The sequence below is a fragment of the Pseudomonas sp. 22490 genome, assembly GCF_052044465.1.
Lineage (GTDB): Bacteria > Pseudomonadota > Gammaproteobacteria > Pseudomonadales > Pseudomonadaceae > Pseudomonas > Pseudomonas aeruginosa.
Window position 1 is genome coordinate 18,812 of the sequence record NZ_JBQENS010000032.1, and the last position, 22,062, is coordinate 40,873.

The 22,062-nt window shown below is 66.7% G+C and carries 22 protein-coding genes; 13 read left to right on the forward strand and 9 right to left on the reverse strand.

Annotated features, from left to right (window positions below; genetic code table 11):
* Nucleotides 1-469: 469 nt before the first annotated feature.
* Nucleotides 470-1,993, forward strand: coding sequence for a malate dehydrogenase (quinone) (gene mqo, locus ACTJJX_RS27745; protein WP_003141615.1), 1,524 nt, complete (start codon nucleotides 470-472; stop codon nucleotides 1,991-1,993).
* Nucleotides 1,994-2,042: 49 nt separating this feature from the next.
* Here the strand turns inward: mqo and ACTJJX_RS27750 are convergent, their stop codons facing one another.
* From ACTJJX_RS27750 to ACTJJX_RS27770, 5 genes are all read right to left on the reverse strand, one after another.
* On the reverse strand, nucleotides 2,043-2,456 hold the full coding sequence (locus ACTJJX_RS27750) for a VOC family protein (RefSeq protein ID WP_003094957.1): 414 nt from the start codon (nucleotides 2,454-2,456) through the stop codon (nucleotides 2,043-2,045).
* 268 nt (nucleotides 2,457-2,724) lie between these two features.
* Nucleotides 2,725-3,015 (reverse strand): PA4642 family protein, encoded by a 291-nt coding sequence (locus ACTJJX_RS27755; RefSeq protein ID WP_003099343.1) that lies wholly within the window; start codon nucleotides 3,013-3,015, stop codon nucleotides 2,725-2,727.
* Nucleotides 3,016-3,097: 82 nt separating this feature from the next.
* Nucleotides 3,098-3,583, reverse strand: coding sequence for a hypothetical protein (locus ACTJJX_RS27760; RefSeq protein ID WP_003094962.1), 486 nt, complete (start codon nucleotides 3,581-3,583; stop codon nucleotides 3,098-3,100).
* Between the two features lie 67 nt (nucleotides 3,584-3,650).
* On the reverse strand, nucleotides 3,651-4,124 hold the full coding sequence (locus ACTJJX_RS27765; protein ID WP_003094965.1) for a WbuC family cupin fold metalloprotein: 474 nt from the start codon (nucleotides 4,122-4,124) through the stop codon (nucleotides 3,651-3,653).
* 1 nt (nucleotide 4,125) lies between these two features.
* Nucleotides 4,126-4,683 (reverse strand): hypoxanthine-guanine phosphoribosyltransferase, encoded by a 558-nt coding sequence (locus tag ACTJJX_RS27770; RefSeq protein WP_003099341.1) that lies wholly within the window; start codon nucleotides 4,681-4,683, stop codon nucleotides 4,126-4,128.
* Nucleotides 4,684-4,851: 168 nt separating this feature from the next.
* Here ACTJJX_RS27770 and upp point away from each other — a divergent pair, with 168 nt between their 5' ends.
* The 8 genes from upp (at nucleotide 4,852) to ACTJJX_RS27810 (ending at nucleotide 12,904) form a co-directional block, all read left to right on the forward strand.
* A complete protein-coding gene (upp, locus tag ACTJJX_RS27775) occupies nucleotides 4,852-5,490 on the forward strand; it encodes a uracil phosphoribosyltransferase (protein WP_003094968.1) in 639 nt (212 codons plus the stop codon).
* 2 nt (nucleotides 5,491-5,492) lie between these two features.
* Nucleotides 5,493-6,776: a uracil-xanthine permease family protein gene (locus ACTJJX_RS27780; RefSeq protein WP_003094970.1), complete on the forward strand. Its 1,284-nt coding sequence runs from the start codon at nucleotides 5,493-5,495 to the stop codon at nucleotides 6,774-6,776.
* A gap of 333 nt (nucleotides 6,777-7,109) precedes the next feature.
* Complete coding sequence (locus tag ACTJJX_RS27785) at nucleotides 7,110-7,658, forward strand: Csu type fimbrial protein (protein ID WP_003099340.1); 549 nt, start codon at nucleotides 7,110-7,112, stop codon at nucleotides 7,656-7,658.
* 30 nt (nucleotides 7,659-7,688) lie between these two features.
* Nucleotides 7,689-8,222: a Csu type fimbrial protein gene (locus tag ACTJJX_RS27790; protein WP_003135089.1), complete on the forward strand. Its 534-nt coding sequence runs from the start codon at nucleotides 7,689-7,691 to the stop codon at nucleotides 8,220-8,222.
* Nucleotides 8,222-8,764 (forward strand): Csu type fimbrial protein, encoded by a 543-nt coding sequence (locus ACTJJX_RS27795; protein WP_016852143.1) that lies wholly within the window; start codon nucleotides 8,222-8,224, stop codon nucleotides 8,762-8,764. Before ACTJJX_RS27790 ends, ACTJJX_RS27795 begins: the two co-directional genes overlap by 1 nt.
* Nucleotides 8,765-8,782: 18 nt before the next feature.
* Nucleotides 8,783-9,571, forward strand: coding sequence for a fimbrial biogenesis chaperone (locus tag ACTJJX_RS27800; RefSeq protein ID WP_003121045.1), 789 nt, complete (start codon nucleotides 8,783-8,785; stop codon nucleotides 9,569-9,571).
* A 16-nt stretch (nucleotides 9,572-9,587) separates the two neighbouring features.
* Nucleotides 9,588-11,960, forward strand: a complete 2,373-nt coding sequence (locus ACTJJX_RS27805) for a fimbria/pilus outer membrane usher protein (protein ID WP_016852144.1) — start codon at nucleotides 9,588-9,590, stop codon at nucleotides 11,958-11,960.
* On the forward strand, nucleotides 11,957-12,904 hold the full coding sequence (locus ACTJJX_RS27810) for a Csu type fimbrial protein (protein WP_003099330.1): 948 nt from the start codon (nucleotides 11,957-11,959) through the stop codon (nucleotides 12,902-12,904). The genes ACTJJX_RS27805 and ACTJJX_RS27810 overlap by 4 nt, the downstream gene beginning before the upstream one ends.
* Before the next feature lies 1 nt (nucleotide 12,905).
* Here ACTJJX_RS27810 and ACTJJX_RS27815 read toward each other — a convergent pair whose 3' ends face one another.
* The 3 genes from ACTJJX_RS27815 to ACTJJX_RS27825 form a co-directional block, all read right to left on the reverse strand.
* Nucleotides 12,906-14,279, reverse strand: a complete 1,374-nt coding sequence (locus tag ACTJJX_RS27815; RefSeq protein ID WP_003099328.1) for a spinster family MFS transporter — start codon at nucleotides 14,277-14,279, stop codon at nucleotides 12,906-12,908.
* Between the two features lie 265 nt (nucleotides 14,280-14,544).
* Nucleotides 14,545-15,567, reverse strand: a complete 1,023-nt coding sequence (gene hemH / locus ACTJJX_RS27820; protein ID WP_003099324.1) for a ferrochelatase — start codon at nucleotides 15,565-15,567, stop codon at nucleotides 14,545-14,547.
* Nucleotides 15,564-16,481 carry a TIGR01777 family oxidoreductase gene (locus ACTJJX_RS27825; RefSeq protein WP_016852145.1) on the reverse strand — a complete coding sequence of 306 codons (918 nt, stop codon included), beginning with the start codon at nucleotides 16,479-16,481 and terminating at the stop codon, nucleotides 15,564-15,566. Before ACTJJX_RS27825 ends, hemH begins: the two co-directional genes overlap by 4 nt.
* Before the next feature lie 413 nt (nucleotides 16,482-16,894).
* On the opposite strand from ACTJJX_RS27825, the gene ACTJJX_RS27830 reads away from it, so the two are divergent.
* The 4 genes from ACTJJX_RS27830 to phrB all read left to right on the forward strand — a co-directional run bounded on the left by ACTJJX_RS27830 (nucleotide 16,895) and on the right by phrB (nucleotide 21,338).
* Nucleotides 16,895-17,878 carry an NAD(P)/FAD-dependent oxidoreductase gene (locus tag ACTJJX_RS27830; protein WP_003099318.1) on the forward strand — a complete coding sequence of 328 codons (984 nt, stop codon included), beginning with the start codon at nucleotides 16,895-16,897 and terminating at the stop codon, nucleotides 17,876-17,878.
* Nucleotides 17,879-18,030: 152 nt separating this feature from the next.
* Complete coding sequence (locus ACTJJX_RS27835) at nucleotides 18,031-18,987, forward strand: DUF523 and DUF1722 domain-containing protein (protein ID WP_003099314.1); 957 nt, start codon at nucleotides 18,031-18,033, stop codon at nucleotides 18,985-18,987.
* A 9-nt stretch (nucleotides 18,988-18,996) separates the two neighbouring features.
* Nucleotides 18,997-19,896, forward strand: a complete 900-nt coding sequence (locus ACTJJX_RS27840) for a MerR family transcriptional regulator (RefSeq protein WP_003094990.1) — start codon at nucleotides 18,997-18,999, stop codon at nucleotides 19,894-19,896.
* Nucleotides 19,893-21,338, forward strand: a complete 1,446-nt coding sequence (gene phrB / locus ACTJJX_RS27845; protein WP_003121048.1) for a deoxyribodipyrimidine photo-lyase — start codon at nucleotides 19,893-19,895, stop codon at nucleotides 21,336-21,338. The genes ACTJJX_RS27840 and phrB overlap by 4 nt, the downstream gene beginning before the upstream one ends.
* 125 nt (nucleotides 21,339-21,463) lie before the next feature.
* On the opposite strand, the gene pagL is transcribed toward phrB, so the two are convergent.
* Nucleotides 21,464-21,985 carry a lipid A 3-O-deacylase gene (gene pagL, locus ACTJJX_RS27850; RefSeq protein WP_003099307.1) on the reverse strand — a complete coding sequence of 174 codons (522 nt, stop codon included), beginning with the start codon at nucleotides 21,983-21,985 and terminating at the stop codon, nucleotides 21,464-21,466.
* Nucleotides 21,986-22,062: the final 77 nt, after the last annotated feature.

The following is a 22,062-nucleotide window of genomic DNA, read 5'->3' on the forward strand; positions in this document are numbered from 1 at the left end:
GCGAGTTTTTCGGCAAGGAATGCCGCATGACCCCGCACGATTCTGCGAAGGCATGCCCGCGACAGACGAGCCCTTCCGGCCCATGTCTCCAAAAGAGCGTGGATCGAAGGTATTTCACTACTTCACGAGAGTGTGGCGAGCAATGAAGAGTTTTGCGTCGGTAAGTGCGCCATTAGCGCTTGAAACAGCCCCCCGCAGACGCGACCGCAGCGGATACCTCATGACCAGAGCCTGACGGCCCGTTCCGTCGCGAATGTGCTTGCACGACCGGATGCCCGCATGGGCCAGCCAGGCTGCCAGATCGCCAGCCCCGCGCCCGGCATCCATAGGCGATGACGCCCGGCGTCCCGCCGTTGTTGCGAAGAATCGGACATGACGGCTCCCTCCGCCGCTGCCTGCCGGCCCGTACCGGCCTCGGCCCCGCCCCGTCTGTCGTCAATTTGGTGCTGAAGATTTTGGAGAAGCGTTAATGGCGCAAAACGATCACGAAACAGTCGACATGCTGCTGGTAGGCGCCGGCATCATGAGCGCGACCCTGGCGGTCCTGCTCAAGGAACTCGACCCCAACCTGAAGATGGAAGTCGTCGAACTCCAGGAGTCCGGCGCGATCGAAAGCTCCAACCCGTGGAACAACGCGGGCACCGGCCACGCCGGCCTGTGCGAGCTGAACTACACCCCGCAGTCGGCCGACGGCAGCATCGACATCAAGAAAGCCGTGGGCATCAACACCATGTTCGAGGTGTCGAAGCAGTTCTGGTCGCACCTGGTCGCCAAGGGCACCTTCGGCTCGCCGAAGACCTTCATCAACCCGGTACCGCACCTGAGCTTCGTGCGCGGCAGTGAAGGCATCGCCTACCTGAAGAAGCGCTTCGAATCGCTGACCAGGCACCACGCTTTCGAGACCATGGTCTACTCCGAGGACAAGGCCACCCTCGCCGAGTGGATGCCACTGATGATGCCGGGTCGTCCGGCCGACGAAGCGATCGCCGCGACCCGCGTCGAGGGCGGTACCGACGTCAACTTCGGCGCCCTGACCAACCAGCTCCTGCAACACCTGGCGCAACAGCCGGGCGCGCAGATCCGCTACAACCAGAAGGTCACCCACCTGCGCCGCGCCGATAACGGCTGGCGGGTCACCGTCAAGGACACCCGTAACGGCGGCGACCGCGAGATCCAGGCACGCTTCGTCTTCCTCGGCGCCGGCGGCGGCGCCCTGCCGCTCCTGCAACTTTCCGGCATCCCGGAAGGCAAGGGCTTCGGTGGTTTCCCGGTGAGCGGCCAGTGGCTGCGCTGCGACAACCCGGAAATCGTCAAGCAGCACCAGGCCAAGGTCTACAGCCAGGCCGAGGTCGGCTCGCCGCCGATGTCCGTGCCGCACCTGGACACCCGTGTGGTGGACGGCAAGAAATCCCTGCTGTTCGGCCCCTATGCCGGTTTCTCCACCAAGTTCCTGCGCCATGGCTCGTTCCTCGACCTGCCGCTGTCGGTACGCCCGGGCAACATCCTGCCGATGCTCTCGGTGGCCCGCGACAACATGGACCTGACCCGCTACCTGATCGGCCAGGTCATGCAATCGCCGGAACAGCGCCTGGAAGCCCTGCGCAAGTTCTACCCCGAAGCCAGAGCCGAGGACTGGCGCCTGGAAGTCGCCGGCCAGCGCGTGCAGATCATCAAGAAGGATCCGAAGAAAGGCGGCATCCTGCAGTTCGGCACCGAGCTGGTGGCCGCCCACGACGGCTCCATCGCCGCCCTGCTGGGCGCCTCGCCGGGCGCCTCGGTGACCGTCTCGATCATGCTCGGCCTGATCGAGCGCTGCTTCCCGGAGCAGGCCCGCTCGCCGGAGTGGAGCGCCAAGCTGAAGGAAATCTTCCCGGCTCGCGAGAAAGAGCTGGAAAGCGACGCCGAGCTGTACCGCAGCGTCAGCAGCCGCTGCAGCGAGGTGCTGGAACTGACCGCGAAGAACGACGTGCAGGCCCCGGTCAACGCCGAGTGAGCCGCGCTACGGAACAAGCCGCCTTCGGGCGGCTTTTTCATTTGTGGAGTCAGGCGCCGGCCTCGCAATTGATCATCCAGGACACCCCGAAACGGTCCACCAGGGTACCGAAACAGGGCGACCAGAAGGTCTTGCCCAACTCCAGCTCGACCCGCCCGCCGTCCTCCAGCAAGGCGTCATAGCAGCGCCGCGCCTGCTGCGGGTCGCGGGTATTCAGTGAAAGGGAAATCCCGGAGATCGGCTGCAACGCCGGCCCGTGCCCGTCCGAGGCCATGATCTGGCTGTCGCCGATCTGCAGGTTGGCGTGCATCACCTTGTCGCACCAGCCTTCGGGCACCACCACCGGACCGGGCGCCTCGTCGAAACGGAACAGGAAACTCACCCTGGCACCGATGGCGTGTTCATAGAAACGCAGGGCCTCTTCGCAACGGCCGTTGAAGCAGACGTAGGGCTGGACGTACATGGGAACCTCGGCAGGCTGTTTTTCCTGTGAGTGTAGAAAAGCAGCAGCCGACAGGCAGCCTCTCGCAGAGCGAATAACGCAGTCCTGGCCATTCGCCCTTCCCCGCCGCCCTGGCGATCCGCGACCGCGGCGGGGCCCGCGCGGCGTCTATCGACCCTTGCCACCACCAGCCGCCATTCGGATGCTGGCGTTCTCCGACGGGCGTGACTCGGCGGACCGCGCAACGAAAAAACCCGCCGAAGGGCGGGCTTTTCGCTGCATGGCCGGCTCAGGCGCCCTTGGCCGCCTGCAGCGCTTCGATGTAGGGCACGGCCTGGCGCTGGTCGGCGACCAGGGCGACGAAGTCGTTGCCCTTGGCGTCGCGCGCGTCGAGATCGTAGCCGGCCTCGCGGAAGAAGGTGAGGAAGCGCTCGAAGTCGTCGATGCGCAGACCGCGATAGGCCTTGATCAGCTTGTGCAGCGAGGGGGGGGTGTCGTCGGCCGGCTCGACGCCGAGGAACAGCTTGATCGACTCGTCACTGATCTCTTCGCCAATGATCTGTTTCTTGTCTTTGCGCATCGCTTTCTCTCAACGGCTCTGGGGCCGGGCTCGCCCGGCGCGGGATAAGGCCAGGCAGTTTACTCCCGGCGCGCGGCGAGGCTCAACGCGCGCGTACCGCGCCGGTGTGCAGGTCCGCCCAGACATGGCCGTTGGGATAGGCGAGGAACTGGCAATAGACCGTCTGGTTGCGCAGCAGGTCGAGCAACGCCGGGTACTGCGCCAACGGGTAGTTGAGCGTGAGGGTGCGGGTCCCGGCATCGTAGACCGGCTTCTTCAGGCTCTTGCCTTCGCTGTCGAACTGGATCAGCACCTGGGCCAGGGTCGCGCCCTTGCTCAGCGGTTTGCCCTTCAGGCGCAGCAGGGTCGGCGTGGTGATCGGGATCGGCTGCTGGTTGGACTGCCGCTGGTTGCCCAGCACCACGCTGTACTCGGTGATCTGGATCAGTTGCTGCTGCTCCGGCGCCTCCTGGCGCAACTGGCCGTCGTCGGGCGGCAGGAAGCGCGCGTGCATCGGGGGATTCTCGGCGGCCAGGCCGGCCAGACTGACGAACAGGAGCAGGGAGCCGCACAGGCTACGGGCGAACATCGGGACCTCCGGACAGGGCGAGCCGGCACTCTAGCATGGCTGCCGACCCGCCGCCGAAGCGAAGCGCTCAGGCGAACTGGGCGCGCATCCAGTCCCGGTAGGCCGGCGCATCGGCGCTGCCTTCGGCAGGCGCCCAACTGGCGAACTCGCCTTCGCCGAGCGGGCGGTAAGGCCCGGCCTTGCATTCGAACAGGATGCTGTCCGGCTCCAGCACCACCAGGGCATGGAACACCCCGGGCGGCAGGTCGACACCGGGGCAGTCCCCAGCGGCGCTCAACTCGCGCTTGTCGAGGAGTTCCCCGTCCTCGGCGAAGACCAGCAGGCCGAGACGGCCCTTGAGCACGATCAGCGCCTCGGCCTTGCCCGCATCCAGGTGCCGGTGCGGCGGGATGTAGGTATTCGGCTGGAGGCCCACCGCCATGCGGTGGCAGGGCTCCTCCATGCGGTGGAAGTTGTGATGCTGGCGACCACGCGGCGCGTTACCCGCCCCGCTCGCCAGTTCGGCGAACAATTGCTGGTCGAGGTAGCGCGGTCCGGCCATCTCAGAGCCCCTTGACCGCGAAGATGCCCGCGGCGTTGCGCCAGTAGCCCTTGTAGTCCATGCCGTAGCCGAACACGTAGCGGTCGGCACAGTAGAGGCCGGTGAAGCTGGCCTTGAGGTCAGGCCGGGCCTTGCGCTCGTGTTCCTTGTCCACCAGTACGGCGGTGTGCACCGCGCGTGCGCCGGCATGCTTGCAGAAGTCGATGATCGCCGAGAGGGTGTGCCCTTCGTCGAGGATGTCGTCGATGATCAGCACATCACGGTCGATGAAGGAGATTTCCGGCTTGGCCTTCCAGAACAGTTCGCCGCCGGAGGTCTCGTTGCGGTAACGGGTCGCATGCAGGTAGGACAGTTCGAGGGGGAAGTCGAGCAGCGGGAGCAGCTTGCCGGAGAAGATCAGGCCGCCGTTCATCACGCAGAAGACCACCGGGTTGGTCTCGCCGAGATCGCGGTTGATCGCCTCGGCGACGCGACCGATGGCTGCCTCGACCTCGTCGTTGTTGAACAGGCAGTCGGCTTCCGCCCTGACTTGGCGGATGTGCGCGAGATCGACGGACATGGTGCTTCTCCCTGGCTGGGCTGAGAAAAAGTCGGCAAAGGTACTCATCCGGTCGCCATCGGGCAACCCCCGGCGGTCGAGTGCGAATCAGAATAATGGTCCAGACTGTGCGGAATGCATTACGCTAGCGCAATTTTTTTGCCCGCCCCCCGTTGGAGACAGTCGCCCATGCCCGTACATGAGATCCGCCACCCCCTCATCCGCCACAAACTGGGCCTGATGCGCCGTGCCGATATCAGCACCAAGAACTTCCGCGAACTGGCCCAGGAAGTCGGCGCCCTGCTGACCTACGAAGCGACCAAGGACCTGCCCCTGGAACAGTACGAAATCCCCGGATGGGCCGGCCCGGTGACGGTGGAGAAGATCTCCGGGAAGAAGATCACCGTGGTGCCGATCCTGCGCGCCGGCATCGGCATGCTCGACGGCGTGCTCAGCCTGATTCCCGGCGCCAAGGTCAGCGCGGTCGGCGTCGCCCGCAACGAAGAGACCCTGGAAGCACGCACCTACCTGGAAAAACTGGCGCCGGACATCGCCGAGCGACGCTCGCTGATCATCGACCCGATGCTCGCCACCGGTGGCTCGATGGTCGCCACCATCGACCTGCTGAAGAAGGCCGGCAGCAAGGAAATCCGCGCCATGGTGCTGGTCGCCGCCCCCGAGGGCATCGAGGCGGTACGCAAGGCCCACCCGGACGTGATCATCTATACCGCCTCGATCGACGAGAAGCTCGACGAGAACGGCTACATCATTCCGGGCCTGGGCGACGCCGGCGACAAGATCTTCGGTACCAAGCAGAAGGAAGCCTGAACATGGGCGATGCCTTCCAGGAGCCGCTCTGGCGCCAGGTGCTGTCAGGCGCGCAGATGCTGTTCGTCGCCTTCGGCGCGCTGGTGCTGATGCCGCTGATCACCGGTCTGGATCCCAACGTCGCGCTGTTCACCGCCGGCCTCGGGACCCTGCTGTTCCAATTGGTGACCGGGCGCCAGGTACCGGTGTTCCTCGCCTCCAGCTTCGCCTTCATCACCCCGATCATCCTCGCCAAGGGCCAGTTCGGCCTGGCCGCGACCATGGGCGGGGTAGTCGCCGCCGGCTTCGTCTACACCTTCATGGGCCTGGCGGTGAAGATCAAGGGCACCGGCTTCATCGATAAACTGCTGCCGCCGGTGGTGATCGGCCCGGTGATCATCTCGATCGGCCTGGCGATGGCGCCGATCGCGGCGAACATGGCGATGGGCAAGGCCGGCGACGGCAGCGAGTTGCTGCCGTACCGCACCGCGATGATGATCTCGATGCCGGCGCTGCTCACCACCCTGGTGGTGGCGGTATTCGGCAAGGGTATATTCCGCCTGGTGCCGATCATCGCCGGCGTGCTGGTCGGCTTCGCCCTGTCGTTCGTCTTCGGCGTGGTCGACACCGCCGCGATCGTCGCCGCACCCTGGCTGGAACTGCCGAAATTCACCGCGCCGGAATTCAACTGGCAGGCGATCCTGTTCATCGTCCCGGTGGCCCTGGCCCCGGCCATCGAGCATATCGGCGGGGTCATCGCGGTGGGCGGCGTCACCGGCCAGGACTACCTGAAGAAGCCCGGCCTGCACCGCACTCTCCTCGGCGACGGCCTGGCCACCTCGGCTGCCGGCCTGTTCGGCGGACCGCCCAACACCACCTACGCGGAAGTCACCGGCGCAGTGATGCTGACCAAGAACTACAACCCGAAGATCATGACCTGGGCGGCGGTGATCGCCATCACCCTGGCCTTCGTCGGCAAGTTCGGCGCGATCCTGCAAAGCATCCCGGTACCGGTGATGGGCGGCATCCTCTGCCTGCTGTTCGGCACCATCGCCTCGGTCGGCATGAACACCCTGATCCGGCACAAGGTCGATCTCTCGGAAGCGCGCAACCTGGTGATCGTCTCGGTGACCCTGGTGTTCGGCATCGGCGGCGTGCTGATCGGCAGCGGTACCGGCCCCGACGACATCGGCCTGAAGGGCATCGCCCTGTGCGCCATCGTCGCCATCGTCCTCAACCTGTTGCTGCCGGGCAACGACGGCTGGCAGAACAAGGCGCTCGACGAACAACACAAGGATTCACACTGAAAACAACGGACGGAACACTTCGCTGTTCCGTCCATTTTCCACCCGCCACGTTATTTTCAAAAGCATGTAGCCAATCGCTTACTACTTTGTAATTAAACTTCCCTGTATTTTCCAAATAATCACGTCATCTAACTGGCAGAGGCTTATTCGCGCTGCTATATAGCCAGTCAAGCATGACTGGCGAGCCGCTCTGCGCCGCACCCGGCGCGTCGCCAGCCATGAACTTCGAGTTTGGCGGATATATAAGGCCGATCATTTAAAGTCGTGGGAACTTTATTTATCCGCCAACATCGTCCTGCGCCACCGACATTCGTTATCGACAGGAAGTTAGAGATGAATAAACGCATTCCGGCAGTCTTGTTGTTCTGTGCCTGCGCCAGCCTGCTGGGCACCGCCCAGGCCGCCGGTACGCTGATCGGCCAGGTCGGCGTGCAGATGGTCATCGGTGCCGGCTGCACCATCATCAACGGCAGCGTCAGCGGCGGTATCAACCAGTGGGGAACCCTGGACTTCGGCAGCCATTCCGACCTCACCAACGTGGTCGACGCGCAGACCGTCGGCACCAGCGGCAATATCCAGATCCAGTGCAGCACCGGCCTGACCCCGAGCCTGACGGTGAACGCAGGCCTGCACGCCAGCGGCGGCCAGCGCTACATGCAGAACACCACCACCACCAGCAGCACCATCGCCTACAACATCTATTCGGACGCCGCGCGCAGCGCGCTGATCCAGGCCAACACACCGGTGGACATCTCCTCGGTCTCCACCGGCACCGCGGTCAACATCCCCCTCTATGGCCGCGTGGTGCCCACCGGACAAAGCACACCCACGCCGACGGCGGGGACCTACACCGACACCCTGCTGGTCACCATCGCCTGGTAAGACGCGCCGCCAGGCGCGGCGCCAGGCAGCATGGTCCTGGGGGGACCGATGAGCCTGAACCGCTACTTCACCGGAGGACTGCTCTGCCTGCTCGGCTGCAACCCGGCAAACGCGCAGACCGCCACCATCGTCCTGAGCGCCACGCTGCTCCCGGCCTGCGAGGCAGGTAGCGTCGGCAGCGGTGGCGCGATCACCTTCGGCACCCTCGACTTCGGCCAGTACGCCTCCCTGAACAACGCCATCAGCGCCACCAGCCAGCAAGGCGCAGGCTCCATCCGGGTCAAGTGCGTCAGCGGCCAGACCTATGCGATCACGCTCGACGGCGGGCTCTACGGCAGCGTCGCCACGCGGCGCATGGCGAACATCGCCAACACCGCCCTCACCCTGACCTACAACCTGTACAGCGACCGCCCCGGCGGCATCGTCTGGGACAACACCACCGGCGTTGCCGCCACCGGCAACGGCAACGACCAGTGGTATCCCATCTACGGCCTGGTGCCGGCACAGACCACGCCGGTCGCCGGGACCTACCGCGACACCGTCAACGTGACCATCAGTTGGTGATGCCGATGTCCCGCCGGCGTCTATTCCTGCCGCTTCTCCTGCTCCCGCTGCCGAGCCTGGTCGCGCATGCCGATCCATCGCCGATCAGCCGCGCCTTCCAGGTCCAGGCGGTGGTCGCCAACGGCTGCGCCTTCGGCACCGCCATCAGCAACAACGCCTATGACCTCGGCACCCTGAGCTTCGGCACCCTCGGCAACCTGGCCAGTCCGGTTAACGTCGCCAGCAGCTCCGGGGCCGGCTCCATCGTCCTGACCTGCACTCCGGGAATGACCGTCTCCGTCGCCCTCGACTACGGGGTCAATGGCGGCAGCAGCAGCCAGCGCTACCTGAAGCGGGTGAGCGGTAACGAGACCCTCGCCTACCAGCTCTACCAGGATGCCGCCTACTCCCAGGTCTGGGGCAACGGGGCACTCGCGCGGACCATCGCCAACTTTCCCGCCAGCACCCAGACCTACACGGTATACGCGCGCCTGTTCGCGGTCGGCAGCCTGCCGTCCGCCGGCAACTACCGCGATACCGTCACCGTCACCCTTTCGTTCTGAGCCGTCATGGAGGATCACATGCCCAGTCCACACCTACCTCTCCGCCCCGGCCGCTGGCTTGCGGCGCTGCTGGCGCTGTTCCTGGGCGGCCCGGCACAAGCCGCCAGTGCGGTGCTGATCTGGCCGATCAACCCGGCCATCGAAGCCGACCAACCGGCCACCGCGCTGTGGCTGGAGAATCGCGGCAAGCAACCGGTGACCCTGCAGGTGCGCGTGCTCGGCTGGTCCCAGGCGGATTTCCAGGACGTCTATCGCAACCAGCAGGCAGTGATTCCCAGCCCGCCCTTCGTCAAGGTCGAGCCGGGCCGCCGGCAGCTGGTCCGGCTGATCCGCCAGGGCGGCCAGCCCAGCACGCCGGAGGACGCCTATCGGGTGCTGATCGACGAAGTGCCCGACGGCAGCGCGGGGCAGACGCAACGAAGCCCCGGTCTCGCCCTGCAGTTCCAGATGCGCTATTCGGTGCCGCTGTTCGTCAGCGCCGACGGCGTCTGGACCCAGCCGCGCAGCGATGTCGAGCGCGACCCGGCCGACGCGACCCGGCCGAAGCTGGCCTGGCGGCTGGTCGAGGAACAGGGCAAGCGTTACCTGCAGGTGCGCAACGAGGGTAGCGTGCACGCCCGCCTGAGCCATGTCCGCTGGGAGGGCAACGGCCGCAGCCTGGCGCTGCTGGACGGCCTGCTCGGCTACGTGCTGCCCGGCCAGCAGATGCGCTGGCCGCTGCCGCCGGGGCTGCTGCCGGACGCCGGCATGACCCTGAAACTGCAACTGGCGGACAACGACGCGCCGATCAGCGTTCCCGGCTACTGAGGCGGACGTCGGTCCCGTGCCTCGCCCGTGTCAGCGGCGCTCTCGCCACCACCGCTCGCTACTGATCGGCCTGGCGCTGCTCTCCCCTGTCCATGCGGCGGACTACCTGGCCGGACTGCCGCCGCCGCAACCCGCTCCGTCCGGCGGCAGCAACGTCCTCTACTACCTGGAACTGGTGATCAACGGCCGCGACAGCGGTCAGGTGGTGCCGGTCAACGCCGCCGATAGCCATTACCTGCTCGACGCCGCGGCCCTGCGCGAAGCCGGCGTGCGCCTGCCTGGCAACCCCGCCGGACAGGTCGCGGTGGACGCCCTGCCCGAGGTCCGGGCGGACTATGACAGCGCCAGCCAGCAACTGCACCTACAAGTGCCGCCGGACTGGCTGCCGGAGCAGCGCTTCGACGATCCCGGACTGGTCGCCCGCGCCCCGGCGCGCAGCAGCCTCGGCGCGCTGTTCAACTACGACCTGTACTACTCGGACCCCGCCGACGGCGCCACGCCCTGGCTTTCCGCGCTGCTCGAGCAACGCCTGTTCGACGGCTTCGGGGTGATCTCCAACACCGGCGTCTACACCCGCTATTTCGGCGACGCCGACAACCTCGACAGCCGCTACCTGCGCTACGACACCTACTGGCTGTACAACGACGAACGCAACATGCACAGCTACCAACTGGGCGACTACGTCAACGGCGCGCTGAACTGGACCACCCCGGTACGCATGGGCGGCTTTCGCTTCGCCCGCAACTTCGGCGTACGTCCGGACCTGGTCACCTATCCGCTGCTGCGCTTCGACGGCCAGGCCGCCGTACCCAGCACCGTCGACCTGTTCATCAACGGCTACAAGGCCAGCAGCGCCGACCTGCAACCCGGTCCCTTCGCCATCAGCAACGTGCCGTACATCAACGGAGCCGGCGAAGCCACGGTGGTGACCACCGACGCCCAGGGTCGACAAGTGGTGACCAGCCTGCCGTTCTACGTATCCAACACCCTGCTGGCGCGCGGCCTGAGCGATTTCGACCTGTCCGTCGGGCGCCTGCGCGACGACTACGGCCTGCGCAACTTCTCCTATGCCGACAACGCCGCCAGCGGCATCTACCGCTACGGCGTCAGCGACCGCCTGACCCTCTCCACCCACGCCGAGGCCGCCAGCGACCTGCGCCTGCTCGGCATCGGCGGCGACATCGCCGTGGCCACCTTCGGCACCCTCAGCCTGGCGGCCAGCGGCAGCGACGGCCAGGGCGACAGCGGCCAGCAATACCTGCTCGGCTACTCCTACTATTCGCGACGGCTCGGCCTCAGCCTGCAACACATCGAGCGCAGCGCCGGCTATGGCGACCTCGGCACCCTGGACGGCGAGTACCAGTTGAGCCGGCGCACCGACCAGGCTACCGCCAGCCTGACCTTCGACGAGCAGGGCACCATCGGTACCGGCTACTTCGACATCCGCGCCCGCGACGGCAGCCGCACGCGCCTGGCCAACCTCTCCTACAGCCGCCCGATCGGCAGCCGCAGCAGCTTCTACCTGGCGCTGAACAAGGATCTCGACGGCGACGGCTACAGCGCGCTGATGCAACTGGTGATTCCCTTCGACATCAACGGCCTGCTGAACATCGGCGTCACCCGCGACAGCGACCGACGCTACAGCGAGCGGGTGATCTGGAGCCGCTCCACGCCGAGCCAGGGCGGCCTCGGCTGGAACCTCGGCTATGGCGGCGGCGCCAGCCGCTACCAGCAGGCCGACCTGACCTGGCGCATGCAGAACGTGCAACTGCAGGGCGGCCTTTATGGCGAGACCGGCAACTACACGCGCTGGGCCGATCTCAGCGGCTCGCTGGTATGGATGGACAACGCCGTGTTCGCCAGCAACCGGATCAACGACGCCTTCGTCCTGGTCAGCACCAAGGGTTATCCACAGGTGCCGATCCGCTACGAGAACCAACTGATGGGCAGCACCGACGACAACGGCCACCTGCTGGTGCCCTGGGTCGCGGCCTACTACCCGGCGAAGTTCCAGATCGAGCCGCTGGACCTTCCGGCCAACGTCAGCGCGCCCGAAGTCGAGCAGCGCGTGGCGGTACGCCAGGGCAGCGGCCTGCTGCTGGACTTCCCGATCCGTGCCGTAGTCGCCGCCAGCATCAGCCTGGTGGACGAGCGCGGCGAACCGCTGCCGCTGGGCAGCCAGGCCGAAGAAACCGGCAGCGGCCAGCGCGCCAGCGTCGGCTGGGACGGCCAGGTCTATTTCGAAGGATTGCAAAGCGACAACCAGCTACGCGTGGTCCGCCCCGACGGCCGGGCCTGCCAGGCACGCTTCCGCCTGGACACGCGCAAACCCACCGTCAGCCAGGTCGGCCCGCTGACCTGCTCGGCCCCGATCGGAGATACGCCATGAGCCGCCACTCCACGTCCGCCTGCCTGCTCGGCTTCGCTACGCTCTGCGCCAGCCCGTTGCTGCTCGCCGCCTGCACCACCAGCTCCGGCACCGGCAATTTCGGCAGCCTGAGCTCGTTCACCGTGGCCAGCACCGCCCAGACCATCACCGGCACCACCGGCTTCAAGTGCACCGGCAGCCTGTTGTCGATCCTCAGCACCAACACCATCGACGCGACCATCGCCAGCACCGCCAATCCGCTGGGCACCACGCCGCGGCTGTACAACGCCGCCAGCGGCACCTACCTGCCCTACAGCATCTGCAAGGACAACGGCTGCGGCACCGTCTACAACGTCGGCTCGACGGTACGCTGGAGCAGCACCACCTTCCTCGGCATCCTCGGCCTGTTCAACGCCACCGACGGCAGCCTGCCGCTGTACCTGCGCACCGCCACCGGGGTGACCCTGCCGGCCGGCACCTATACCGATACCATCGGCCTGAACTGGGCCTGGCACCTGTGCGCGGCGGGCATCGGCCCAGTCTGCGTATACGACGACGGCACCGCCAGCAGCAGCGTCAACGTTACCCTGACGGTGCTCAAGGACTGCTTCATCGACAGCGCTCCGGACCTCAGCTTCGGCAGCGCCGCGCTGGTCTCGGCCTTCACCGCGGTGAACCAGAACATTGGCGTGCGCTGCACCCTGAACGCCACCTATACCATCGGCTTCGACAACGGCAACAACTTCAGCGGCGGCTGGCGGCGAATGCTCAGCGGCGCCAACGCGATCCAGTACAACCTCTACAAACCGGGAGACTCGACGGTCTGGACCACCAGCAACACCCAGGCAGGCACCGGTAGCGGCGCCGCGCAGAACGTGCCGTACCGGGCCATCGTCAACCCGGCCCAGGGCAACGTCCCCGCCGGTACCTACAGCGATACCGTGCGGGTGATCCTCACCTACTGAGTCAGGCCGGCTGCCGGGACGCCTTCCAATCCTCGCCGCCCTCGCCTTCCCGTCGCAGGCTCCAGTCCTTCAGGTGCTCCAGGCTGGCGCGATAGGGCTTGAGGCCGATCCCCAGCAGGACCACCGCACCGAGCACCGCGGCCAGGGTCACCAGCAGCAGCGAGTAGCGCAGCGCCATGTCGTCGGCGAAGACGAAATCGGTGACCAGCGCCACCGCCGTCGGGCCCACGCCGAGACCGAACAGGGTGACCACGAACAGGTAGATCGCCGAGGCCTGGCCGCGCATCGAGTTGGGCATGATCTCCTGGATCGCCGCCGGGGCCACGCCGAACGGCATGCTCAGGAAGAACACCGTCGGCGCCATCAGCGCCGCCGCCCAATTGGCGTTGTCCAGCAGCGGATAGACCAGAGTGAAGGGAATCACCGCCCAGGCGGCGAGCAGCCCGACGCGCATGTTCGCGTCGCTACGCCCGCGCTTCGCCCAGTAGTCGGCCAGGCGCCCGCCGAAGACGATGCCGAGACAGCCGAACACCGCGACGATGCTGCCGTAGACCACCCCGACATGACCGGCGTCCCAGCCGTGGGTGCGGACGAAGAAGGTCGGCACCCAGGCGCCGCTGCCGTAGCCGGCGAAGGACAGGCAGGCGAAACCGAAGTTGTGGCAGAGCACGGTCTTGCGGTTGGCCCGCAGGTAGGCGCCGACCTCGCCCAGCGGCACCGCCACGCCTGCGCCGACTCCGCGCCGGGCCGGCTCGCGGATAGCCAGCAGCAACAGGCAGAAGAGCACGCCGGCGGCGCCGAGGATGAGGAAGATCAGTTGCCACGGGCGCACCTCGCCGAACAGCGGCAGATGCACGTCGCCCTGGGCCGAGGCGAACTTGATCACCAGCCCGCCGAGCAGGAAGGCCAGCCCCGAGCCCAGGTAGATGCCCATCGAGTAGACGCTGATCGCCGTCGCCCGACGCTCGCGCGGGAAGCTGTCGGCGATCAGCGAATAGGCCGCTGGCGACAGCGCCGCCTCGCCGACCCCGACGCCGACCCGGAAGGTGAGGAATTGCCAATAGCTGCGCGCCAGACCGCAGGCCGCGGTCATCGCGCTCCACACCAGCACGCCGAACAGGATCAGGCCGCGCCGGCTGCGGTTGTCGGCCATGCGTCCGAGCGGGATACCGCAAAGGGTGTAGAACAGGGCGAAGGACAAGCCCATCAGCAGGCTCATTTCCGTATCGCTGATGGCCAGGTCGCGGCGGATCGGGCCGACCAGCAGGTTGAGGATCTGCCGGTCGATGAAGGACAGCACATAGGCGACCATGAGGATCGCCACCGTGGTCCAGGCCGCAAGGTTGGAGGGATAGCCGTTATTGTTGTTATGCATGCCGAACTCCTGGACGCCGCCGAAGCGGCGGATGCGAAGGGAGGGTCGACAGGCAGGATAAGCCGGCAACATCCGGGCTTATACCCAGGGCAAGGGACTATAGAACTGCTGAATGCGGGAAGCGGGTTCCGGCGAATGANCCGCCGCATGCGCTCAGAGCCTGTCCAGCATCTCGCGAGCTGGGCGGGGAAGCGGAGCTGACGAGCGGCAAATGAGCACTTCAAAGCCGTCATACCGCGCCGCGCAGCGGATCATGAACAGGCTCTCAGAGCGGCCTGGCCAAGCGCCCGCTCATCTCGGCCAGGGCGCCGACCCAGGCGGGGTGGTCGTTGAGGCAGGGAATCAGCACCAGGTCCTCGCCGCCGGCACTGATGAACTGCTCGCGGCCGCGCATGCCGATTTCCTCCAGGGTCTCGATGCAGTCGGCAACGAACGCCGGACACATCACCAGCAGGCGCTTCACCCCGCGCTGCACCAGTTCGTCGAGCTTGGCGTCGGTATAGGGCTCGATCCACTTGGCGCGCCCCAGGCGCGACTGGAACGACACCGACCAGCGCCCCTGCTCCAGGCCGGCGCGCTCGGCGAAGGCCTCGGCGGTGCGCAGGCACTGGCTGCGGTAGCAGAGGGCGAGGGCTTCGGGGCTGACGTTGCGGCTGTTCTCGGCCAGCAGGTCGTGGGCAGGATCCTTCACCAGCTTGCGGATGTGCCGCTCGGGCAAGCCATGGAAGCTCAGCAACAGATGGTCGTGGGGCTGCTGCAGGTACGGACGCACGCTTTCCACCAGGGCATCGAGGTAGACCGGCTGGTCGTAGAACGGCGGCAGCGTGCTGACCTCCAGGCCCAGGCGATGGGCGGCGATCACCCGGCGCACCTCCTGTTCGGCGGTGGTCGTGGTGCTGTCGGCGAACTGCGGATACAGCGGCGCCAGGGTCACCCGCCGGATACCGCGGCGCGCCAGGTCGAGCAGGACCTTCTCGATGGCCGGCTGGCCGTAGCGCATCGCCAGTTCCACCGGTCCATGCGGCCAGTGCGGCTTCATCGCTTCCTGCAGGCGACGACTGAGGACGATCAGTGGCGACCCTTCGTCCCACCAGATCGAGCTGTAGGCGTGCGCCGATTCGGCCGGACGCTTGATCAGGATCAGCGACACCAGCAGGCGCCGCAGCGGCCAGGGCAGGTCGACCACGTAGGGATCCATGAGGAACTGGTCGAGATAGCGGCGGACATCCTCCACCCGGGTCGAATCCGGGGAGCCCAGGTTGAGCAACAGCAGGGCATTCTCGGTCATGCCTGATCCTTTCGTCGGGCGTCCAGGACATCGGCCAGCGCCACGTCCAGGTCGGTGAATTGAAAACGGTAGCCGGCGTCCTGCAAGCGTTGCGGCAAGGCTCGCTGGCCGCCGAGCAGCAATCCGGACATTTCTCCCAGCCCGAGGCGCAGGACGAACCCGGGGGTCAGTATCCGCGCCGGCTTGTGCAGCGCCCGGCCCAGGGCCTTGGCGAAATCGCGGTTGCGCACCGGGTTGGGAGCGCACGCATTATAGGGACCGCTGGCATCGGGCCGCCGCAAAAGAAAATCGATCAGCTCGATTTGATCCTCGATATGAATCCACGGCATCCATTGCCGGCCGTCACCCAGCGGTCCGCCCAGGCCGAGCCGGTAGAGCGGCAACAGGCGCCCGAGGAAGCCGCCCTCGGGGGCCAGCACCAGGCCGGTGCGCAACAGCACGACACGGGTGCCGAGCTTCTCCGCCTCGCGGGCGATCTGCTCCCAGGCTAGGCATAGCTCGCTGGCGAAATCCTCGCCGGCCGCCGCCCCCTCCTCGGTCACCGGGCGCTCGCCGCTGTCGCCATACCAACCCACCGCAGAACCCGATAACAGAAGGTCCGGGCGCTGCTCGCGAGCGTCCAGCCATTCCACCAGGCGCTCGGTAAGGCGTACCCGGCTTTCCCACAGCAGCGCCTTGCGCTTGTGACTCCAGGGTTTGTCCGCGATCGGCTCGCCGGCCAGGTTGACCACCGCGTCGAGCGGCTGGTCGCCGTACTCGTCGAAACGATCGATGCCGCGCACGCCGACGCCGCACAGCGATTTCACCTGCTGCGGCCGCCGGCTGAACACGGTCAGCCGGTGCCCGGCCTGTCGCCAGCGGGCGCACAGGCGGCGCCCCATCAGGCCGGTACCGCCGGTCAAGAGAATGTGCATGGCTGTCTCCTCGTTTTGCCTGCGTGCCCTTTCAGTCTGGACCCTGGACATCGATCTGCCCGATGACCGTGCATCCTTCCCCCATTCCGGCGTTATCCTGTGGATGGAAGATCCGTCGGCTCCGGCCGGGGAACCCTGGCGTCGTTTTCGACTCAGCCAAGGAACAGGGCTTGCATCGCACTGGTGCCTTAGTGAACGGCGCCAGCCGTCTATTCTTCAGATAACTCGGTTGATACTTCCGAACGGAACGTCTGAAGGTTCGACAGGCCAGGAAGCGAGCCGTGCGCCGCAAGCGCGCCATCGGCGCGATGCAAGGTGCGCCTCGAAGCACGCGCAATACTGTACATTAAATCAAGCTTGTACAAGAAACCTGATTCGCCTGTCCAGACGCTACACAACCAGAGAGGCATGTCATGAGCGTCCCCATCGCCATCATCGGTACTGGCATCGCCGGGCTTTCCGCCGCCCACGCATTGAGATCCGCCGGCCAGACCGTACAACTGTTCGACAAGGGCCACGGCAGCGGCGGCCGCATGGCCAGCAAGCGCAGCGAGGCCGGCACGCTGGACCTCGGCGCGCAATACTTCACCGCCCGCGACCGGCGCTTCCTCGACGCCTTGCAACACTGGCGCGAGGAAGGCTGGGTGGACGAGTGGAAACCCGCTCTCTACCAATACCGCGACGGCCAGCTGAGCCCCTCCCCGGACGAGCAGCCACGCTGGGTCGGCATCCCGCGGATGAGTGCGATCACCCGCGCCCTGCTCACCGATCTGCAAGTGGTCTTCTCCTGCCGCATCACCGAGGTCTTCCGCGGCAAGCAGCACTGGCACCTGCAGGACGCCGAGGGACAGAACCACGGTCCGTTCAACCAGGTCCTGATCGCCATCCCCGCTCCCCAGGCCACGCCGCTGCTGGCCAGCGTGCCGAAACTGGCGGCCACCGCCGCGAGCGTGGTCATGGAGCCGACCTGGGCGGTGGCGCTGGGCTTCCGCGAGGTACTCGACACCCCGGTGCAGGGCTGCTTCGTGCACGACAGTCCGATCGCCTGGCTGGCCTGCAATCGCAGCAAGCCGGGGCGCGACACCACCCTCGACACCTGGGTGCTGCACGCCACCAGCCAGTGGAGCCGGCAGCACATCGACATGGCCAAGGAGGACGTGGTCGAGCACCTGCGCTGCGCCTTCGCCGAGGTGATCGGCTGCGCCGTACCGGAAGCCGCCTTCAGCATCGCCCACCGCTGGCTCTATGCACGCCCGGCGGAGGCCCACCAGTGGGGCGCCCTCGGCGATCCCGACCTGGGCATCTACGCCTGCGGCGACTGGTGCTCCAGCGGCCGCGTCGAAGGCGCCTGGCTCAGCGGCCAGGAAGCCGCGCGGCGCCTGCTGGAACATCTCTGAGGGGATCGGGCCGTCGCCTGGCGGCCCGATGTGACAAGAAAATATCTATACAAATACATTGACCTGTACAAGATAAGTTCTAGGATGTGTCGTATGACCGCCTGGCTGTCGAGCTGCGCGCGAACCTCCTTTCCCCTCGGGAGACGACACCGATGCACGAATCTCACCCTTCCCTGACGCCCCGACTCGGCATCAGCGCCTGCCTGCTCGGCGAACCGGTGCGCTTCAACGGCGGCCACAAGCGATCCGCGCTTTGCGAGGAACTGGCGCGACACGTCGAGTTCGTCTCCTTCTGCCCGGAACAGGCCATCGGCCTGGGCACGCCGCGCCCGGCGATTCGCCTGGAAGGCACTCCGGAAGCCGCCGAGGCGCGGAGCCGCGACGGCCTGGCGGTCGGCGGAGCGCTCGCCGAATATGCGCGGCGGGTGGCGCAACGGGCGGATACGCTGGACGGTTTCATCTTCATGCAACGCTCGCCGTCCTGCGGGCTGCAACGGGTCAAGGTCTATCCAGAAGGCGGCGGCGCGCCGCGCGCCGAAGGCCGTGGACGCTTCGCCGCAGCCCTTTGCGAAGCCTTGCCGGAGCTACCGGTGGAAGAAGAAGGCCGGCTGCACGATCCGGTCCTGCGGGAGAACTTCCTCACCCGCGTGTATGCCCATGCCCACTGGCAGGCCCTGCGCCAGCGCGGCCTCAGCCATTCGGCCATCGTCGCCTTCCATAGCCGCTACAAGTACCAGTTGCTGGCCCATTCGCCGGAGCACTACCGCAGCCTCGGCCGCCTGCTCGGCGAAGCCGGCCACTACCAGCCGGAAGCCCTCGGCACTCGCTACTTCGGCGAGCTGATGCAGGGCTTGCGCCGCTGCGCGACCCGCGGCAGCCATGGCAACGTGTTGCTGCACCTGAGCGGCTACCTGAAACGCGACCTCGCAACCGAAGACAGGCGTGAATTGCGCGAGCTGATCGAGCAATACCGGCATGGCAGCGTGCCGCTGGTGGTACCGCTGACCCTGCTAAAGCACCACTTCCGTCGCCACCCGCATGCATACATCGCCCAGCAGGCCTACCTGCAACCGCACCCGACCGAACTCGGCCTGCGCAACGCGCTCTAGGATTTTCCGATGAACTCGCCCCACCTCGAACGCGGCGGCCTGCCGATCCGCGAAGTCACTCGTCTGACCGGCGTCCATCCGGTCACCCTGCGCGCCTGGGAGCGCCGCTATGGCCTGGTGGTGCCGCAACGCACCGGCAAGGGGCACCGGCTCTACAGCGAAGAGCAGGTCGAGCGCATCCGCCGGATACTCGTCTGGCTCGAGCGTGGCGTCGCCATCAGCCAGGTGCGCGCGCTGCTGGAGCGTCCGGAGGAAACCCCGGCGGCGGATGTCGAATCCCCCTGGGAACGCCTGCACGAACAGCTGCTGGACGCCATCGCCGCGCTGGCCGAGCGACGCCTCGACGATCTGTTCAACCAGGCCGCGTCGCTCTATCCGGTAGCGACCCTCTGCGAAAAGCTTCTGCAACCCTTGCTGCAGCACCTCGAACGACGCTGGCAGGGACAGTTCGGCGCGCGCATGGAGCGGGCCTTCTTCTTCTCCTGGTTGCGCAGCAAGCTGGGCGCCCGCCTTTATCACCAGCAACGGCTGCAACAGGGCGCGCCGCTGCTGCTGGTCAACCAGTCCGAGCTGTCGCTGGAACCGAACCTCTGGCTGTGCAGTTGGTTGCTCGGCAGCGGCGAGGTGCCGCTGCAGGTCTTCGACTGGCCGCTGCCACCGGCCGAACTGGCCCTGGCCTGCGAACGCCTGGAAGCTCGCGGCGTGTTGCTGTACGCCAGTCATCGCCTCAATCCGGAGCACCTGCCGCGCCTGCTGGCAGGGGTGAGCTGCCCGGTGGTGCTGGTCGGACCGGCCGTGGAGATCCAGCGCGAAGCCTTCGAAACCCTGGCGCTAACTGGCCTGCTGCTGGCGAGCACGCCCCTGGAAGCCCGCCGCCTGCTCGGCGAACGAGGTCTGTTGAACCCATGAACGGACTTCCGATGAACCTGATCTGGTTTCGCTGCGACCTGCGAACCACCGATAACAGCGCGCTCCTCGCCGCCGCCGATGGGCGCCCTTGCGTGGCTCTCTACCTGCTCAGCCCGGCGCAGTGGCGGGAACACGACGATGCGCCCTGCAAGGTCGACTTCTGGCTGCGCAACCTGGGCGAGCTGCAACGCCAGCTCGCCGCGCTGAACATCCCGCTGCTGGTGCGCGACTGCGGCCACTGGCGGCAAGCCCCGGAAGTCATCGGCCGGCTCTGTCGGGAACTGGGAGTCGGCGCGGTACACGTCAACCAGGAATACGGGGTGAACGAGGAACGCCGCGACCAGGCCGTCGGCCAACGCCTGCGTGAACAGGGCGTGGCCTTCCACAGCCACCTCGACCAGCTGTTCTTCGCCCCCGGCTCGGTGCTGACCCGAACTGGCGGCTATTTCCAGGTGTTCAGCCAGTTCCGCAAGGTCTGCCACGAACGGCTGTACCAGGCCCTGCCGGGTGTCCGCCCGCGTCCGCAGCCCCAGCCACCGCACGCGCTGGCCAGCGACCCGCTACCGGATGCCGTGCCCGCCTTCCCGCGGCCGGCCGATAGCTTGCGCCGCCTCTGGCCGGCAGGCGAAGAGGTAGCGCAGGAACGCCTGCGCGACTTCGCCGACCAGCACCTGGCCGACTACCATGAACGGCGCGACTTCCCGGCGCTTCCCGGCACCAGCCAACTGTCGCCCTACCTGGCCGCCGGCGTACTCTCGCCCAGGCAATGCCTGGACGCCGCGCTGGTCGCCAACCGCGGCGAGTTCAGCGGCGGCCAGCAAGGCGCCGCGACCTGGATCAACGAGCTGCTCTGGCGCGAGTTCTACAAGCACATCCTGGTCGGCTACCCCCGGGTCTCCCGGCACCGCCCCTTCCGCGAGGAGACCGAAGCCCTGCGCTGGCGCCAGGCCCCGGCGGAACTCGAAGCCTGGCAACAGGGGCGCACCGGCATACCGATCATCGACGCGGCAATGCGCCAGTTGCTCGCCACCGGCTGGATGCACAATCGCCTGCGGATGGTGGTAGCGATGTTCCTCAGCAAGAACCTGCTGATCGACTGGCGCGAAGGCGAACGCTGGTTCATGCGCCACCTCATCGACGGTGACCTGGCGGCGAACAACGGCGGCTGGCAGTGGAGCGCATCCACCGGCACCGACGCGGTCCCCTACTTCCGCCTGTTCAATCCGCTCTCGCAGTCCGAACGCTTCGATCCACGCGGCGAGTTCATCCGCCACTGGCTGCCGGAACTGGCCGGCCTGGAGCGCAAGGCGATCCACGATCCGTCCAGCCTGGGGCTGTTCGCCGGGGTCGACTATCCACGGCCGATGGTCGACCTGAAGGCCAGCCGCGAACGGGCGCTGGCGGCTTTCCGCAACCTGCCGCCGCGCGATGGTCGCGCGTAGGGCGCGTCAGCGAGCTATCGCCTCCCGCCAAATGGCTCGCTCTTTCCATAGGGCGGTGCGGCGTGGCGGAAGAATCGCAGGCATGAAAAAGCCGGGATGAACCCGGCTTTTTTCGCCCGTGCCGACTAGATCGGGATCTTGTAGAACAGGCTGTAGGACTCGATACCGTCGTTCGGCTGTTTCAGGCCGGCGTTGGAATAGTGGATCGCCCGAACGCCGACCGACTGGCCGTTGGCGAACTTCAGGCCGGCGCCGATGCGGTCTTCGAAGTTCAGGGAGGAACCCAGGTTCTGGTCGCCGACACGGGTGCCGGAGAACGCCGCCACGCCGATACCGGCCTCGATGAATGGCTTGATCGAGTCGCCGGCGAACTCGTAGACGAATACCGGAGCGAACGACAGCGAATGCTTGCCGGCGCCTTCATCGCCACCTTCCCAATAGGTGTAGCCCGCATCCCAGTAGCCGGTCAGGCGCCCGGTGGAGGTCTGCCACCAGCTCTTGTCCCAATCCCAGCTCAGGCCCAGGCGATAGGTCATGCCCGACTGGCCGGTCGCACCGACGGCGGCCGAGACGTCCGCCGCCTGGGCGGACGCCACGTGGACGGAGGAAAGTGCGGCCAGAACGGCCAGCGGAAGTAGTTTCTTCATTGAAACGTCCTTTTCGAAAGTTGCATGAAAGCCCCCGCATTCAAGCTGCGCATTATAAGAGCGCACTTACTAAAGCA

What these genes read in the sequence shown, in the direction of transcription:
- mqo (WP_003141615.1), top strand. Translation starts at nt 470, where the DNA reads ATGGCGCAAAACGATCACGAAACAGTCGACATGCTGCTGGTAGGCGCC.
- ACTJJX_RS27750 (WP_003094957.1), bottom strand. Translation starts at nt 2,456, where the DNA reads ATGTACGTCCAGCCCTACGTCTGCTTCAACGGCCGTTGCGAAGAGGCC.
- ACTJJX_RS27755 (WP_003099343.1), bottom strand. Translation starts at nt 3,015, where the DNA reads ATGCGCAAAGACAAGAAACAGATCATTGGCGAAGAGATCAGTGACGAG.
- ACTJJX_RS27760 (WP_003094962.1), bottom strand. Translation starts at nt 3,583, where the DNA reads ATGTTCGCCCGTAGCCTGTGCGGCTCCCTGCTCCTGTTCGTCAGTCTG.
- ACTJJX_RS27765 (WP_003094965.1), bottom strand. Translation starts at nt 4,124, where the DNA reads ATGGCCGGACCGCGCTACCTCGACCAGCAATTGTTCGCCGAACTGGCG.
- ACTJJX_RS27770 (WP_003099341.1), bottom strand. Translation starts at nt 4,683, where the DNA reads ATGTCCGTCGATCTCGCGCACATCCGCCAAGTCAGGGCGGAAGCCGAC.
- upp (WP_003094968.1), top strand. Translation starts at nt 4,852, where the DNA reads ATGCCCGTACATGAGATCCGCCACCCCCTCATCCGCCACAAACTGGGC.
- ACTJJX_RS27780 (WP_003094970.1), top strand. Translation starts at nt 5,493, where the DNA reads ATGGGCGATGCCTTCCAGGAGCCGCTCTGGCGCCAGGTGCTGTCAGGC.
- ACTJJX_RS27785 (WP_003099340.1), top strand. Translation starts at nt 7,110, where the DNA reads ATGAATAAACGCATTCCGGCAGTCTTGTTGTTCTGTGCCTGCGCCAGC.
- ACTJJX_RS27790 (WP_003135089.1), top strand. Translation starts at nt 7,689, where the DNA reads ATGGTCCTGGGGGGACCGATGAGCCTGAACCGCTACTTCACCGGAGGA.
- ACTJJX_RS27795 (WP_016852143.1), top strand. Translation starts at nt 8,222, where the DNA reads ATGCCGATGTCCCGCCGGCGTCTATTCCTGCCGCTTCTCCTGCTCCCG.
- ACTJJX_RS27800 (WP_003121045.1), top strand. Translation starts at nt 8,783, where the DNA reads ATGCCCAGTCCACACCTACCTCTCCGCCCCGGCCGCTGGCTTGCGGCG.
- ACTJJX_RS27810 (WP_003099330.1), top strand. Translation starts at nt 11,957, where the DNA reads ATGAGCCGCCACTCCACGTCCGCCTGCCTGCTCGGCTTCGCTACGCTC.
- ACTJJX_RS27815 (WP_003099328.1), bottom strand. Translation starts at nt 14,279, where the DNA reads ATGCATAACAACAATAACGGCTATCCCTCCAACCTTGCGGCCTGGACC.
- hemH (WP_003099324.1), bottom strand. Translation starts at nt 15,567, where the DNA reads ATGACCGAGAATGCCCTGCTGTTGCTCAACCTGGGCTCCCCGGATTCG.
- ACTJJX_RS27825 (WP_016852145.1), bottom strand. Translation starts at nt 16,481, where the DNA reads ATGCACATTCTCTTGACCGGCGGTACCGGCCTGATGGGGCGCCGCCTG.
- ACTJJX_RS27830 (WP_003099318.1), top strand. Translation starts at nt 16,895, where the DNA reads ATGAGCGTCCCCATCGCCATCATCGGTACTGGCATCGCCGGGCTTTCC.
- ACTJJX_RS27835 (WP_003099314.1), top strand. Translation starts at nt 18,031, where the DNA reads ATGCACGAATCTCACCCTTCCCTGACGCCCCGACTCGGCATCAGCGCC.
- ACTJJX_RS27840 (WP_003094990.1), top strand. Translation starts at nt 18,997, where the DNA reads ATGAACTCGCCCCACCTCGAACGCGGCGGCCTGCCGATCCGCGAAGTC.
- phrB (WP_003121048.1), top strand. Translation starts at nt 19,893, where the DNA reads ATGAACGGACTTCCGATGAACCTGATCTGGTTTCGCTGCGACCTGCGA.
- pagL (WP_003099307.1), bottom strand. Translation starts at nt 21,985, where the DNA reads ATGAAGAAACTACTTCCGCTGGCCGTTCTGGCCGCACTTTCCTCCGTC.